We start from the raw sequence: 16195 nt of genomic DNA, 5'->3' as shown, positions 1-16195 counted from the left end.
TATATCCAAAATATGGCACGCCGCTGGCGTGATCGGTTCCTGCTTCCATGTCCACTGCACTGCGTTTGTACCCAGGGACGGTCATTATTAGGTTTGCTAAGCAATCGGTACATTGAACAATTGCTACATTTTCAAATTAACCAATTGTTGCATCAATTCATTGGTACATTTTCAAATCAACAAATTATCTCATTTTCAAATTGACTCATTGGCTAAACAGTCTTTGAAAACACGGGTAAATATGATTATTTTCCATTATAGGTTTCTGCTTATATCTTACTTTTGTAAATGACTTCATAAAGTTACGAAAACCTTTTCGTAGTTGAAATGGCCATTGCTATGGGGATAGAACTAAGGTGTATTGTTGCTGGACCGGGCTAATATTGGAGTTTTAGAACTTATATTTATATCTTTAGGGTTTGGAACAACTGTTCCAAGTAACCTAAGCTTCAATTTTATGAAAATTCCATTGTTTTTAAGTGGATTATTGCTGATTTTTATTTCATGCGGTGATCGTCCATCCAAGGAATCTGCAACTACCACCGAAGAATCTCCTAAAATAAAGGATTATTTACCATTCTCTGAGTTGGCATTGGATGACCTATCCATGTTTAAAGTGGAGACTCCCAATTGGAAAATTGTTGGGGATGTATATGTGGATAGATCAAAAGACAAAATTTTGACATCCTCCACAGGAAAAGGAATTTTGGCCAACATTCCAGAAGTGGAAACCAAAAATGGTCACATCTTTACAAATTTTGAACATGGGGATCTCGAAATTGAACTGGATGTGATGATGCCGGTGAACTCAAATTCGGGACTTTATTTTCAAGGTAGGTATGAAGTGCAATTATTGGATAGTTGGGGAGTAAAGGAGACTACTTATGCGGATATGGGTGGTATTTATCAAAGTTCAAATTTTAATGAGGATGGTGGTTACCAGGGGAACCCCCCAAGAACCAACGCTTCAAAATCCCCTGGGCTTTGGCAACATTTTAAAATACTGTTCCATGCACCTAGGTTTAATAATGCGGGCGAGAAAATACAAAATGCTATTTTTCAGGAAGTATGGCTTAACGGGGTATTGATTCAGGAAAATGTGGAGGTAACTGGCCCTACAAGGGCTTCTGCCTTTAATGATGAAAAAGCTAGAGGACCATTAATGATTCAAGGAGATCACGGTCCAGTTGCTTTAAAAAACATCAAGTATAAAAAGTACGAAAATAAAAAGCTGGCCTTGTCCGATATGTATATGACAGAATACGAAAGTAATTCTGATACAATTGCCGGTTTGGATACGCTTACGGTTATTGGAGAGAAAAATGTAGATAGTATTTCTGCCAATATGGTAACTGGAAATAGGGTTACAAGAATTCTAAGTTATAAGGGACAAATGGATATTCCAAACTCTGGCAACTACCTCTTCAATATTGGTTTAAATCACGGTGGTGCCTTGCTGTTGATCGGCAATGATACCGTGGTTAATCTAAATGGAAAGTTCGATTTGGATACACCTGGTATAGGTGAAATTATGTTAGAAAAGGGGAAAGTACCTTTTACCTTCATTTATAATAAGAATTATCCGTGGTTTACAGGTTTTAGTATTACGGCAGAGGGCCCTGAAATGCAAAAAATGCCCCTACATGCAAAGAACTCTTTAAGTTCAGCTAAAAAGGGGTCAGATAATGATATACTTATTACAGTAGGAGAGGAGACTGTAACCCAACGTGGATATATGATGCATGGTGATGAAAAAAGGACACACTGTATTGCGGTTGGGAGTCCTGACCGTATAAATTATTCATACGATTTAAGTAGAGGAGCTATACTACAGGTATGGCAAGGCGATTTTCTTGATGTTACCCAGATGTGGCATCTTAGAGGTACCAATCAGTTGGCGGAACCAAAGGGATTTTCAGTATCCTTTCATGGAGATCCGGATTTTATGACTTTGGAGGATAAGGATATGGTTTGGCCAGACAGCATTCCCTCCAACATAAGGTTTAAGCCATTGGGTTATGAAATGCATGACAATGGATTACCGGTTTTTTTACATCAAGAAGAAGGTACTACTATTAGCAATTCATTTAAAACCTCAAAGGACGGACGTGGCCTTGAGCGTACCATCAGCATTAAGGGCAATGGGGACATCTGGCATAAAATTGCCGAAGGGGAATCCATTAAACAATTGGAGGATGGCACATTCATTGTCAATGATGAAAGTTATTTTATCGATTTCTCCGGAAATAGTGACTTAGATCCTATAATCCGTCAATCCAATGGAAAGGATGAATTACTTCTAAAAATACCCGCGGACAGTGGGAACATTACATACAATATTATTTGGTAACCCAAAACAACCAATTATGCAGATTTTAAGACAGGCAGTTTTCTTTGTATTCCTATTAGGAACAGTACAAGGTACATTTGGACAGGAAAGTTCGGAAATGGCCAAAAAGGAAGCAGAATATTATAAAATAGTGGATGTGCCAATTCCAAATGATATTGTATTGGAAGTAGGAGGATTGGCGTTTACGGATGACGATAAATTGGGGGTGTCTACCAGAAGGGGCGAGGTATGGTTAATAGATAAGCCATATAGTCTAAGCCCAGTTTATAAGAGATATGCTCACGGGATGCACGAGACCTTGGGCTTGGCCTATAAGGACAATGGTTTCTATCTTTCCCAACGAGGAGAACTTACGAGATTGGATGACAGGAACGGGGATGGAAAGGCAGACAGTTATAAGACTATATATACATGGCCTTTGTCCGGGAATTATCACGATTATTCCTATGGTCCGTTAATTTTGCCCAATGGGGATATGTTGGTCACTTTAAATTTATCCTGGATTGGCCACGGCTCTAGTTTGGTAAAATGGAGGGGATGGATGTTAAAAATAACACCAGAAGGGGAAATGACCCCTATTGCAACCGGCTTAAGGTCTCCTGCAGGATTTAATGTAAATTCTGAAGGTGACTATTTCTATACCGAAAATCAAGGGGATTGGGTAGGTTCCGGAAGGATGACCCATTTGGAAGTAGGCGATTTTGCTGGTAATCCGGAAGGGTTGCGGTGGACAGACGATCCGCAATCGCCCTTAAAATTGAAACAGGAAGAAATTGAAAAGCAATCGGGCTTAAGTCTTTATGAATATGCAAAAAAGGTACCTGCTCTTAAGGCTCCAGCCATCTGGTTCCCGCACACCATTCAGGGGATTTCAACTTCGGATATCCTTTATGATACCACCCATGGAAAATTTGGACCCTTTGAAGGCCAGATGTTTATCGGTGATCAGGGACATAGTAAAATAATGCGAGTATATATGGAAAAGGTCAATGGGGTGTACCAAGGGGCTTCCTTTTTATTTCGAGAGGGTTTTTCCTCAGGAATATTGCGTATGATCTGGGGTAGTGATTCCAGCATGTTTGTGGGTATGACAAGTAGGGGATGGGCCTCCACAGGAAAAGCTCCATATGGTCTGCAAAGATTGGAGTGGACAGGGAAAGTACCTTTTGAAGTAAAAACGATGAAAGCGTTGGATGATGGATTTCAATTGGAATTCACCCAACCCGTCAATAAAAAATTGGCCAGTGATGTTGCTAGCTATCAAATGAAAAGCTTCACCTATAAATATCACAGTGACTATGGTAGCCCAATTACGGAGGAACAACCAGTAATGGTCCACAATGCAGAGGTTTCCGCAGATGGATTATCTGTGAAATTAACTTTGCACGGTATGCGATTGGGCTTTATCCACGAGATAAAAATTCCAAACCTTGCTTCCAATTCGGGAAAGAAACTACTGCATGACACGGGTTATTATACCCTGAACGAAGTACCAGGAGGAGAATTGAAGTCACCTCAAATGACCGGGATGGCCAAGTCCGGGAAAACAATTGTTCAGCCAAAAAGAATAACAAAAATGCCAGCTGATTGGAATAATAAATCCGATCAGAAATTGATGATAGGAACCAAGCCGGGATTAAAGTATGATGTAGAGGAAGTTAAGGTTCAAAGGGGGGCCAAGGTAGAGCTCACTTTTAATAATAACGACGATATGATGCACAATCTGGTTATTACGGAAAAGGGTAAGGAATCGGTTGATAAGGTCGGTCAGTTGGCCTTAATGCTGGGATTGGACGGTCCTGACTATAACTATGTGCCGGATACCGATTTAGTGCTTTATCACACCGCTATTATGCAACCGGAAACAGCTGAAAAGATTTATGTTAAAATGCCAGAGGAACCAGGTGAATATTGGATAGTATGTACTTTTCCAGGTCATTCATCGGTGATGAGGGCCAAGCTTATCGTCCAATAATACTGAAAGAGATTATCTGCAATTTATTGGTTTATTATTTTTCAACCGACACTAGTTGGTTCTTGGTGAAAATGTTCACTCTTATGTCTTAATGTGCAAATGGTTTGGGAATATTTCTCTTTACCACAGTTAAATTATGATTTTTCGTAAAGAAAAAAATTGTAGATTTAATTGTACAGTCGAACTAAGTATTGAACATTTTGAAAATAACAGCATTAATATTATTTCTTTGGATAGCGTTCACTGATTGCACTTATTCCCAAGGACAGGACAATTCAAAATATTTTATAGCTAACGATTCCACAAACTATCGGGAAAAGGTATTCTTGCACTTGGATAAATCATATTACAATGCGGGGGAAGATATTTGGTTTAAAGTATACCTTTTAAATGCGGCTTCACACCTATGGGATGCTATAAGGAATGTAGTGTATGTAGATATTGTTGGCCCTGACAATAAAATTGTAGACTTCAAAATAATTAGGATAGAAGATGGTATTGGAAATGGGGACTTCGCCTTGCCTTCAGATTTATATGGAGGCGAGTATACGGTAAGGGCCTATACAAACTATATGCGAAATTTTGACGAGACCTATTTTTTTAGGCAACAGTTATACATTAGCCCATTGAATTTTATAACGAAAAACGTTGGGACGGCTTTGGATGGGAATGAACAGGTGGAATCGGAACTGGTGTTGGAAGGACAAATGCCAGATTTGCAATTTTTCCCAGAGGGAGGGAACTTGGTCAATGATTATTTTAACCGTGTTGGTTTCAAGATATTGGGGGTAGATGGCAGATCAATAGATATTGAAGGTGTAATTTTGGATGAAACAGGTGCACAAATTTCTGAATTCGCATCTGCCCATTTAGGGATGGGACTCTTTGATATTAAACCCGTGGAGGGAAGAAAATACACTGCCAATATTGTGCACAATGGCAAAAAATATTCCTATAATCTGCCACAAGGGGTCAAAGACGGAATTGTAATGCGGGTACAGGAATTAAAGGATTATTATCAGATAAATATTCAAACATCAAGTGACAAGGGGCTTAACGGTTTTAACTTATTTGGAAGCCAGCGAATAGGAACAATATATAATGCCAAAATTGACCAGGATAAATCTCTAGCTGTTTTTAAAGTCGATAAAGAGCTACTTGTGACCGGAATTGCCCAATTTACACTTGTGGATGAAAAGAGCACGGCCATATGTGAGCGATTAGTGTTTTATGATGATGGTAGTTCGTCTCCCGAAATTAAAATTATTCCTTTATCCCAAACAAATACCAAAAATGGCACGGTGCAACTTAGTATTGAGCTGGATTCCAAAGGACAGGATATATCGAATTTTGGAGCAAATATGTCTATTTCCGTTACGGATTTAGCGGCTTCATCACCTAGGGAGCATCAGGCTGACATACGAACGTATTTGTTATTGAATTCAGAAGTAAAAGGGAAAATAGAAAATCCTGGTTATTATTTTTATTCTGAAGATCCTAAAAGAAGACAGTTTTTGGACCTGTTGATGATGACCCAAGGGTGGCGACAATTTATTGTAAACGATTTGCCAAATACTAGGGGTGATTCCTTTGCTTTTGTTAAAGAAATGGGAATCTCTGTGGAAGGAGAGGTACGTAAATTTCATAATCCCGATAAGCCGGATGTAGCTACTGTGAAATTGACCTTTCAAGACAGTAATTTGATGGGTCGCCTTAGCGTAAAATCAAATGAAGACGGACGTTTTAAGTTTTTGGGGCTGGATATCATGGAAGATAATAAGCTGGCTTTTGAAATGGTGGATTATGATCGTCCAATGAAAGAATTTGCTATTCAATTGGATTCCATAAGACCTGCACCGATTAGTTCCCTTAAGAAAGAGCATAGGCTAGGGGAGACTGCCAGCTTTGAACAATTTTTGGAAAATCCTGTTGCAAGAAAAGGTTTTGATACAAATTTTGAAAACGAAATGATGAAATTGATCCAATTGGATGAAGTATTGATCATAACTGAAGGAAGGTCCAAGAAGAAGGAGATGGATACAAAAAGAAGTACAAGTTCTATTTACAGCAGTGTATCCAATACAGTGGATTTTTCAGAAATAAGAAATCAGCCCTATCCGAATATTTTGGCGGCTTTACGTGCCCGTGTCCCTGGGGTTGATGTGTATGGTGGATTTGTGGCTATTAGAGGTGTTAATTCCATGAGTTCGGAAAGAGGAACCACCCCCCTTTTCCTTTTAAATGGTGTACCAGTAAACCAAGAAGCAATTGAAAACGTCCCTGTTTGGGAGGTCGATTTTATAGATGTTTTAAAGGGGGCTAGAGCTTCAATTTTTGGTTCCGAAGGAGGAAACGGTGTTATTGCAGTGTACACCCTAACAGGTAAGGAGCTTAAGGATCAGAAAAATAAAGTTGCTGGCAATGTGTTTAACTACCAGGGATTTTATAAGCCCAGAAAGTTTTACGAACCGGCGTATGGAAATGACGATCTGGGAGCGAATAGGAAAAAATTCAGTTCCACCCTCCATTGGGAGCCCACAGTGAAAATGGATAATAATGGAAAGAGCAAAGTGATTTTTCCTGCAGGAACGAAATCTTCCATCTATAGAGTTGTTTTACAAGGAATTACCAACGATGGTTTACCACTGGCTTCCGAAGCTGTTTTTGAAGTAGATTGATCGTTGCCCAATAAGCTTTTGCGGTAATACGTAGATTTAATGGCGTAATGGAACTATTTGTCTGGTTATAAGTGTTGTTTGTGCAGACGGGGCAATATTATTTATTTCCTATGATATGGCATTCATGTAAAATTTACTTTGGTTAATTTTACATTATCAACAACCAACAAATGCTGGAAAAAGAGGAAAAATTGAACACCCTTTCACATGCCCTAGGCATCCTTCTTGGGCTGATAGGCTTTATTGTGCTTTATCAGATAAACGATCGGCACAATGCCTATGGAATTTTTTCCATTGTTGTTTACAGCTTTACCTTTGTGCTTTTATTTACGGCATCAACCTTATACCATCTTGTAAAGGATCCAAATTTGAAAAATAGATTACGAATATTGGATCACATCAGTATTTATTTTTTAATTGCGGGGACCTATACACCAGTGGCCTTGATATTGTTGGAAAAAGGTAATGGGTGGCTACTATTTTATATTGTCTGGGGTATAGCTGCTGTTGGTACGCTAATGAAGTTGTTTTACACTGGCAAATACGAATTTATATCGCTTTTACTTTATTTGGTAATGGGTTGGTTGATCGTATTGGATTTGGATAATTTACTAAGCAATACCACGACCATTGGACTGGGAACCCTTTTTTTAGGGGGTGCATTTTATACTTTAGGGATACTGTTTTACGCTATGGAAAGGATCCCTTATAATCACTTTATCTGGCATTTGTTCGTGCTGGGAGGTGCCATAAGTCATTGGTTTTTTATTTTGATCGATGTGGTTTAGGGACGAATAATATCTTCATATTCGTTGAAGAAATCTTCAAATTTGGCCATGTTTTCCTTCAAAAATACCATGGTCTCCTGCCAGGTGTTTTTGTTATGAATGGAAACATTGTTCAAACTAACGGAGACCCTCGATATTTCCTTACCGCTATCTAGGAAAACCGTATCCTGGAACAGGGCATTTGGTAGATATTCCTCTTTGAAAAGCGACTGAAGTGAAATTAATTTTTCCCATAATTCCATCCGTTTCTCCAGATCTTGATTTTCAATATCCATTGAAACCATGGCAGTGGACAAATCAAAGTGGAACTTAAATGAGAAATCCTTTATTCCGGTGTTGTAAAGAATCCATTTTCTTGGGAATGACTTTCCAAAGGAAATCCAGAAATCCTGCCTTAACTTTTTTGCTTCTTCCTTACTAAACATCTATAGGGAATAAGCAATTACGATACCCAGTATAATAACTACCAATTTACGTAGGTTGAATTTATGTGCTTCCGAACTTTCAAACAGAATTACCGTTGAGATATGAAGGAAAACACCAATTACCAAAGCGTTCAGCAAGACGGCATAGGTGTGGACAAACTCGTAATTGGCAGCAATGTAGGTGCCAATGGGGGTCATTAAGGAAAAAAGCACTATAAAAAATATTGCCGACTGCAACTTTATCTTCGAGCTCAATAAAAATATGCTAAGGATAATGGCAATAGGAATTTTATGTATTAAAATTCCATATAGTATAGTATTGTGATTTTCTATAGGTAATCCTTCTAGCAGAGAATGGATACATAGGCTTATGAAAAGCATCCACGGAAAATCCGATTTTTCAGGATCTAAATGAACATGCCCGTGTTCCGCCCCCTTGGAAAAAAATTCAAGAAAAATCTGGAGAAGGATCCCCAACATAATAAATACCCCGACCGTTTTTGGTTCTGCACTACCGTAAACTTCAGGGAACAATTCAAATACCGTAAGCGCCAGTAAAAAAGCCCCGCTAAAAGCTAGGAGTAGTTTAAAGACTTCCTTGTTTTTTGGTTTTGTGAAGTATACAAATATAAAACTCAGCAATACGCCAAGAATGGGCAATAAATATTTCATTTATGATTGGTTCTGGTATTCTACAAAATTACCATATTGGCTAATAAGGGCTAAAATTAACGTATTTTTGCGGTAATCTTAAAGGTAGATATGAACAATAATTTTAAAATGGTGGCCAAGACCATGTTTGGTTTTGAAGAAATTTTGGCAAAGGAACTGCGTAACCTTGGTGCCGGAAATGTAGAAGAAGGGGTTAGGAGTGTTTTTTTTGAAGGAGATACGGGTTTTATGTACAAGGCAAACCTTTGTTTGCGGACTGCAATTAAAATCGTTAAACCTATTCATTCATTTCGCGTTCGGGATGAAAACGATCTTTATAAAAAAATCTATGCCATGGATTGGTTCGATTATCTTTCGACCTCCACAACTTTTGCTATAGACGCCACAGTAAATAGTGAAAATTTTACCCACTCCTTATATGTATCCCAAAAAACCAAAGATGCCATAGTGGATAAGTTTAGGGATACGGATGGTAGTAGGCCGGATGTAGATATAAAATTCCCGGATGTTAGGATCAATATCCATATTCAAAACGATCAATGCAATGTGGCCTTGGATTCATCAGGGAGGTCGTTACATCAACGAGGGTACAGGACAGCAACCAATATTGCTCCTATTAATGAGGTATTGGCCGCCGGTATTTTGTTGTTGAGTGGATGGGATGGACAATGCGACTTTTTGGATCCTATGTGCGGTAGTGGCACTTTATTGACAGAAGCAGCCATGATTGCCTGTAATATTCCAGCCAACATTAATAGGAAGGAATTTGCCTTTGAGAAATGGCACGATTTTGATCCCGATCTTTTTGAAAAAATTGTAGACAGCAGTCTCAAAAGAACACGGGAGTTTAACCATAAGATCATTGGATATGACAAGGCGCCATCTGCAGTAAGAAAAGCTCAGGATAACATAGTCAATGCCAATTTATCCGATTATATAACCGTGGAAAGGAAAAACTTTTTTGATACGGAAAAATTTACGGACAAACATTTGCATATGGTGTTCAATCCACCTTATGGCGAGCGATTGGATATAGAAATGGAGGATTTTTATACCGATATAGGAAACACTTTAAAACGTAATTATCCAGGGACCGATGCATGGTTCATAACATCCAACTTGGAGGCCTTAAAGTTTGTAGGGCTTCGTCCTTCCAGGAAGATCAAGGTCTTTAATAGTCATTTGGAGTCGCGCCTGGTTAAATACGTAATGTACGAGGGGAGCAAGAAGGCCAAGTTTAACAAATCGGAATAGGCCGTATATAGTCATTTAAAGGATAGAAATTTTGAAACCGAAACATAAGGCCCTCATCTTTAATTTTCTAGGCTTTGCCATTTTATTTGTGGTGGGCAGATTATTACTTGGTATGTTATTGTCGATCAACACTCTGGTCCTGGCTTTTATAGCCGCGGTGGCCGCAAGCTTCTTGGCGCCCAAATTCAGTGCTGTAAAAACAAAATCAGGAGAGAAACTGATGATGAAATGGATTTTTATTAAGGGTTTTCGGGAGCTCTAGGTTTTTCTGGTATCGGCGGTTGCTTTTCTTCCTTTTCCTTAATTTTTTTTGCTTTTTTGTAGAGCGGTATAAAATAGGTAATGGAATAATTGTATCCCACGCCAAATTTACTCCCGTCGGTAACTTTATTGAATCCAGGAATCCATAGATTGCTGAAATTGTCCGTTTCCTTGTTGCTGACCAAGAATCCAATGCGAACGCTTGCTCCCAAAAAAATGTTAGCGAAGAGTTCGGCTTTTACACCAAGCACAGCCTCCAGCCAACTGGCATTTAGTCCGCTAAATTCTTGGGCGACATCCGAACCAACAGCGAAGTCGTTTACGGCATCCGGATCAGGGTTGATCTGATAATCCGGATCGGTCCAATACCGGTTGGTGTCAAAAATTTGATAATTATTTAAGGTCTGACTAAAGGTGCTGTAGGCATAGCGCCCCCCTACGTGTATGGAATTGTTCATGCCATACCAATTCGCATAGGTGTTATAATCCACCCCCAATTTTAAGTAGCTTCCCGAAGTGGTAAAATTGTATAGGTCTTCTTGTTTGGTATTCTTTTCATTACCAAGTTCCGCAGCCACATATAGTTTGTTCGTAATCCTATAATCCCCAACTATTTCAAATCCTTGGTAATCATCATTTAAAAATGAAATTAACAGGCGGCTAAGATCTATTCCCACCCTAATGCCATACGGGTCGGTGTGGGCCACGGTGTCTTTTGGCTGAAGGTCAATGGGCTTGCTTTGGGTATACCCCAAAAGAAAGGTGAAAAATAAAAAACTACTAATGAAATATCTTAACATGGGCCGCTGTTGAATTTTCTACCAATGGGGTTACAATTTCTATATCCTTTATCCAGTTATCAGTTTCAGTTTTTAGATCGCTAGTTAAATCTTCATAATTGGCAATATATCCACATGCCCTGGAAACAAACTTATCTATTCTAGAGTAATTGAAGTACAAGGTATCTAAATCCCCCCCTTCAACGGTAATGGTTTCATCGTTGGAATCTGTAGTTTCAACATCTGAAGAGTTGCTAATAAAATAAAACCCTGTGGTGTTTTCTGTAACCTTTAAGGGAATGGCAATGGAATCCGAATCGGTTCTGTCGGATACCGTTGTGACTGTAGTATTCTGACCAATACCCACAATTCTAAATTTGGTTACCTTTTTTAATTCAGTGGGGTTGTCCACATCATAAAATCTTATCACTAGTAGTGGAGTGTCCCCATCTATACAGATATCATCTTTTTCGCAGGCTCCAAAGCTGATGAATGTAATTAAAACTAGTATTGGAATGTAGATTTTTTTCATGTTCGGGTGAACTATTTGGTCCGTTTTTTCAAAAGTACAACATTTTCAACATGATGGGTTTGTGGAAACATATCCACAGGCTGCACTTTTAATATTTCATAATCCTCCTTCATCATTTCCAAATCCCTGGCTTGCGTAGCGCTATTACAGCTAACATATACGACCTTTTCTGGAGCAATGGATAGTATTTGCTGTACAACGGCCGCATGCATACCATCCCTGGGAGGATCGGTAATAATTAGATCGGGCCTACCGTGTTCCTTAATAAAGCTGGGATTAAAGACATTCTTCATGTCCCCTACAAAGAAATCTACATTGTCTATTTTATTTCTTTTTGCATTGGCCTTGGCATCTTCTATAGCCTCGGGAACAGCTTCAATACCTATTACCTTTTTAGCTTTTTTGGCTACAAATTGGGCAATGGTCCCTGTACCGGTGTAAAGATCGTAAACCAATTCGTTTCCGCTAAGTTCCGCAAAATCGCGGGTTACCTTGTATAGTTCATAGGCTTGGTCCGAGTTGGTTTGATAGAAGGATTTGGCATTTATTTTAAACTGTAGCCCTTCCATTTCCTCAAATATATGATCCCGTCCAGAATAGCATATGATTTCTTGGTCATATATGGTATCATTTTGTTTTTGATTGATGACACATAACAAGGAAGTTATTTCTGGAAAGCTTGTTGCCAAATGGCTCATCAATAACTCCCTCTTGTCCAAATCGTCCTCAAAAAACTGGACCATGACCATAATTTCACCAGTAGAGGAGGTGCGTATCATTACCGTGCGCAACATGCCCCATTGATTCCTGGGATTAAAGAAAGATATATTGTTCTTAATGGCGAAATCCTTTATTTCCAACCTAATCGCGTTGGAAGGATCTTCTTGTAAATGACATTTTTTAATGTCCAAAATTTTGTCCCACATACCGGGAATATGAAATCCCAGCGCATTTTTGTCATCAATTTCCTTACCTGAGTTTATTTCTTCCAAGGTCAACCATCTACTGTCAGAAAAGGAAAATTCCATCTTGTTCCTGTAGAAGTATTGTTTTTTGGATCCTAAAATGCTACTCGTTTCCGGCAATTCCAAATGACCAATTCTTCGAAGGTTGTTCTCTACCTCTTTTTGTTTGTAAAATAGCTGGTGCTCATAGCCCATATCCTGCCATTTACAGCCGCCACAAACTCCAAAATGCTCACAAACAGGAGTAGTTCGTTTGTTCGAAAAAGTATGGAATTTAGTGGCAACACCCTCAAAATAAGCTTTCCTTTTTTTGGTAGTCATTACGTCCACTACATCCCCTGGGACAGTGTTGGTCAGGAAAATTACCCGTCCGTCGGGTGCTTTGCCAATGGTCTTACCTTTGGCTCCTGCATCTACTACTTCTACGTTTTCAAAAACTTGTCTTGTATTCTTTCTGCCCATGGCGCAAAAATAGAAGAATTTTTTAGGATTTATGTAGCTTTTTAACAGAGTCTTATTTGTATTTGTTAGATTCGTTTTGGCAATAGGAAAATTAAATACGATTGGGTTGGAAGAATTGATTCGTAATAAATGAAGTGTAGGCCCGTATTAAATATTGGGGAACTAAGTCTTATTTTTGGAAAGTAGGAACAATTATCAATCTTTAAATTTTAATAAATTGGTTAAAATGGGAAAATTGCTTTTATGTCTGTTTATGATCGGCTTTTTTACTGGACATGCACAGCAAGGCAAAACTGTAAAAAAAATAAAGAATAACCAGCCAAATGTCTTGTTCATAATTGCGGATGATTTAACGGCCACCGCTATTTCGTCCTATGAAAATCGGGCGTCACTCACCCCAAATATTGATCAATTGGCGGCACAAGGTGTTAAATATACCAGAGCTTATACCCAATATCCGGTCTGTGGTCCCTCAAGGGCCTCTTTAATGTTTGGCTATTACCCCAATGCTACTACCACCTACGGATACGTAAGCGGGAGGGAGAATGTTGGACCTTCACGCAAATCACTTTCACAATTGTTTAAGGATAACGGTTATTATACAGCACGGGTAAGCAAGATTTACCATATGGGAGTTCCCATAGATATTGAAACAGGTTCCAACGGACAGGACGATGAGGCCTCTTGGTCCCAAAGGTTTAATAGTCAGGGACCGGAATGGACTGTAGAAGGGGAGGCCGAATTGGTGCAAAATAATCCTTACGGACTTAAACCAAGAAAAGGGGGTAATGTTATGACCATTGTAAAGGCAGACGGGGACGATTTGGTACATTCCGATGGTAAAACCGCTGTAAAGGCTATCGAACTTATTAAGCAACACAAAAATAATCCCTTCTTTTTGGCAGTGGGGTTGGTAAGGCCCCATGTGCCATTTGTTGCCCCAAGAAAGTATTTTGAACCTTATCCACATGAGCAAATGGTATTGCCCCCTAAAGTTGAAAATGATTGGGACGATATTCCCGCCCGTGGCATCAACTACGTGACCAGTGTAAATGGGGAAATGTCCGAAGAACAGGAAAAAAAGGCAGTAGCTGGGTATTACGCTTCTGTAGCCTATATGGATGCACAGGTAGGAAAGATACTAAAGACTTTAAAGGAAGAAGGTTTGGAGGATAATACCATTGTTGTTTTTACTTCTGACCATGGGTTTCATTTGGGGGAGCACCGTTTTTGGATGAAGGTAAGCCTACATGAGGAATCGGTTAGGGTGCCTATGATTATCAAAGTGCCAGGAAAAGCACCGGCGGTCTGTAATTCCTTTTCTGAACTTTTGGACCTATATCCTACCTTGGCCGAGTTGGCAGGGCTAAAAGCTTCCAAGCATATACAGGGAAAAAGCCTTGTTAAAACATTGGATAATCCAAAGTATGAAATCAGGGAGTATGCATTTTCTGTAAGCCAAGGAGGTAAGTCGTTTTTAGTGCGAAGCCATAAATGGGCATATATTCAGTATGATGAGGATGCCGGATCTGGAATGGAACTTTTCGATATGGAGCACGACGCCAAACAATACAATAATTTGGCGCATAACCCGGCTTATAGTGATGTGGTCAAGCAGATGCAAATGATTTTACGGGAAAAATTAACAGAAATTAGAACAAATGACTTGGCTATATCATATGGTTCCAATTAACAAAATTGATAAGTCTTTGTAGAAAAAATAAGTATCTGTAATGGGTAAGATTACAAGCTAAAAATGAAAGGAATACTTACTTGTTTTAAAGGGGGCATTTTGTTGATATGCTTTATTAACAGCTTTTTATGCTGGACCCAAAATATCAAGATTGCGCCAGGGAGAATAGACGCCAGAGTAGTAGGGCTAAAGGAATGTCCAAACGAAATCATGGGGGCATCCATATTTCAAATTCCAAATTATTTTGTTTGGGGAGCTAGCGTAATAAAAGGTGACGACGGCAAGTATCATATGCTGTTTTCACTTTGGGAAAGTGGGGCGGAAGGAGGTAGTTTTGTCAAGGACTGGGTGCTGCAGTCCAAAATTGGATATGCCGTTTCAGATTATCCGGACAAGGGCTTTAGGTTTCAAAAAATAGTATTGAAAGGTACACGCTATCACGGGGACAATGTGTCCTGGGATGCGCAAATGGTGCACAATCCACATATCAAAAAATTTAACGGAAAGTATTATCTATATTATATAGGATCTAAAGATCCAGGGGAACAGCCTCAAGGTTCTACAGGCGAAAATTTGGACAAACGCGGTAGGGTTCAACAATCCCTCTGTATAGGGGTGTTGGAATTTGATAGTTTTGAAAATTTACTTTTGGGAAACTTTATACGTTCCAAACAGCCATTGTTAACACCGCGAACTAGGGTAAAGGCCAATAATATTGTTAATGGATCTCCCTTTGGGACAGTGGCAAAACCTGACAACATAATAGTGGTGAACCCCTCAGTGGTTTATAACCCAAAGATTCAAAAATATATGCTGTACTTTAAAGGCAACGTCTATGAACCACACTGGAAAGGAGTCCATGGAGTGGCCATTGCCGATACCCCAAAAGGCCCATTTAAACCTTTGGAAAATTTTGTTTTTGATGTAAGAATGCCCGATGGCACTTTGGCAAGTACTGAAGACCCTTTTGTCTGGTACTCCCCAAAACTTCAACAATATATGGCCATTGTTAAGGATTTTACAGGAAGACTAACAGGCCATAAAAAGACACTGGCCTTATTATCATCGACGGATGGGATTGTTTGGGATTTGACGGCAAAACCACTATTTATGGAGCGGAAGTTACATTTAATGGATGGGTCGGTTATAGAGGTAGACAGATTGGAACGCCCGCAACTATTGTTGAGTGAAGATGGTATGCCCCAATATCTATATGCCGCATCTGCCCTAGGCAATGTAAACGTTAAAAACGATGGCAGTTCTTTTAATGTACAGATTCCCTTGGAAGTTGAATTGGAATAAAATAAAAATTACTAATCCATTCAGATATAAAATACCGTATCAGCTGGGCATTAGTGCCG

13 protein-coding genes are annotated in these 16195 nt (G+C 39.2%); 8 read left to right on the top strand and 5 right to left on the bottom strand.

Annotated elements, in window-relative coordinates; all coding sequences use genetic code 11:
* Window positions 1-457: 457 nt before the first annotated feature.
* The 4 genes from KO529_RS14855 to trhA all read left to right on the top strand — a co-directional run bounded on the left by KO529_RS14855 (window position 458) and on the right by trhA (window position 7791).
* Window positions 458-2350 carry a 3-keto-disaccharide hydrolase gene (locus KO529_RS14855; protein WP_215948660.1) on the top strand — a complete coding sequence of 631 codons (1893 nt, stop codon included), beginning with the start codon at window positions 458-460 and terminating at the stop codon, window positions 2348-2350.
* A 16-nt stretch (window positions 2351-2366) separates the two neighbouring features.
* Window positions 2367-4325, top strand: coding sequence for a plastocyanin/azurin family copper-binding protein (locus KO529_RS14850; protein WP_252734427.1), 1959 nt, complete (start codon window positions 2367-2369; stop codon window positions 4323-4325).
* A 200-nt stretch (window positions 4326-4525) separates the two neighbouring features.
* Window positions 4526-7003, top strand: a complete 2478-nt coding sequence (locus KO529_RS14845; protein ID WP_215948659.1) for a TonB-dependent receptor plug domain-containing protein — start codon at window positions 4526-4528, stop codon at window positions 7001-7003.
* 170 nt (window positions 7004-7173) lie between these two features.
* Window positions 7174-7791, top strand: coding sequence for a PAQR family membrane homeostasis protein TrhA (gene trhA / locus KO529_RS14840; RefSeq protein WP_215948658.1), 618 nt, complete (start codon window positions 7174-7176; stop codon window positions 7789-7791).
* Here the strand turns inward: trhA and KO529_RS14835 are convergent.
* Entirely contained in the window at window positions 7788-8216 is a 429-nt protein-coding gene (locus KO529_RS14835) for a DUF4268 domain-containing protein (protein ID WP_215948657.1), read from the bottom strand. The two genes, trhA and KO529_RS14835, sit on opposite strands and share 4 nt — an antisense overlap.
* On the bottom strand, window positions 8217-8888 hold the full coding sequence (locus KO529_RS14830; RefSeq protein ID WP_215948656.1) for a ZIP family metal transporter: 672 nt from the start codon (window positions 8886-8888) through the stop codon (window positions 8217-8219).
* A gap of 90 nt (window positions 8889-8978) precedes the next feature.
* Here KO529_RS14830 and KO529_RS14825 point away from each other — a divergent pair, with 90 nt between their 5' ends.
* Window positions 8979-10142: a THUMP domain-containing class I SAM-dependent RNA methyltransferase gene (locus KO529_RS14825; RefSeq protein ID WP_215948655.1), complete on the top strand. Its 1164-nt coding sequence runs from the start codon at window positions 8979-8981 to the stop codon at window positions 10140-10142.
* 31 nt (window positions 10143-10173) lie between these two features.
* A complete protein-coding gene (locus tag KO529_RS14820) occupies window positions 10174-10404 on the top strand; it encodes a hypothetical protein (RefSeq protein ID WP_215948654.1) in 231 nt (76 codons plus the stop codon).
* Here the strand turns inward: KO529_RS14820 and KO529_RS14815 are convergent.
* The 3 genes from KO529_RS14815 to rlmD are packed head-to-tail and all read right to left on the bottom strand — an operon-like array spanning window position 10382 to window position 13141.
* Window positions 10382-11203: a DUF6048 family protein gene (locus tag KO529_RS14815; protein WP_215948653.1), complete on the bottom strand. Its 822-nt coding sequence runs from the start codon at window positions 11201-11203 to the stop codon at window positions 10382-10384. The genes KO529_RS14820 and KO529_RS14815 overlap by 23 nt on opposite strands.
* The gene (locus KO529_RS14810; RefSeq protein ID WP_215948652.1) at window positions 11184-11714 is read right to left on the bottom strand and encodes a DUF6452 family protein; all 531 of its coding nucleotides are present in this window, start codon (window positions 11712-11714) and stop codon (window positions 11184-11186) included. Before KO529_RS14810 ends, KO529_RS14815 begins: the two co-directional genes overlap by 20 nt.
* Before the next feature lie 11 nt (window positions 11715-11725).
* Window positions 11726-13141 (bottom strand): 23S rRNA (uracil(1939)-C(5))-methyltransferase RlmD, encoded by a 1416-nt coding sequence (rlmD, locus tag KO529_RS14805; protein ID WP_215948651.1) that lies wholly within the window; start codon window positions 13139-13141, stop codon window positions 11726-11728.
* A 226-nt stretch (window positions 13142-13367) separates the two neighbouring features.
* On the opposite strand from rlmD, the gene KO529_RS14800 reads away from it, so the two are divergent.
* Complete coding sequence (locus tag KO529_RS14800) at window positions 13368-14834, top strand: sulfatase (protein WP_215948650.1); 1467 nt, start codon at window positions 13368-13370, stop codon at window positions 14832-14834.
* A gap of 63 nt (window positions 14835-14897) precedes the next feature.
* Window positions 14898-16136 (top strand): glycoside hydrolase family protein, encoded by a 1239-nt coding sequence (locus KO529_RS14795; protein ID WP_215948649.1) that lies wholly within the window; start codon window positions 14898-14900, stop codon window positions 16134-16136.
* Window positions 16137-16195: the final 59 nt, after the last annotated feature.

The organism is Arenibacter algicola (assembly GCF_018860365.1).
Lineage (GTDB): Bacteria > Bacteroidota > Bacteroidia > Flavobacteriales > Flavobacteriaceae > Arenibacter > Arenibacter algicola_B.
Note: the sequence above shows the minus strand (reverse complement) of the source record. Positions and strands in the feature narration are given on the sequence as shown.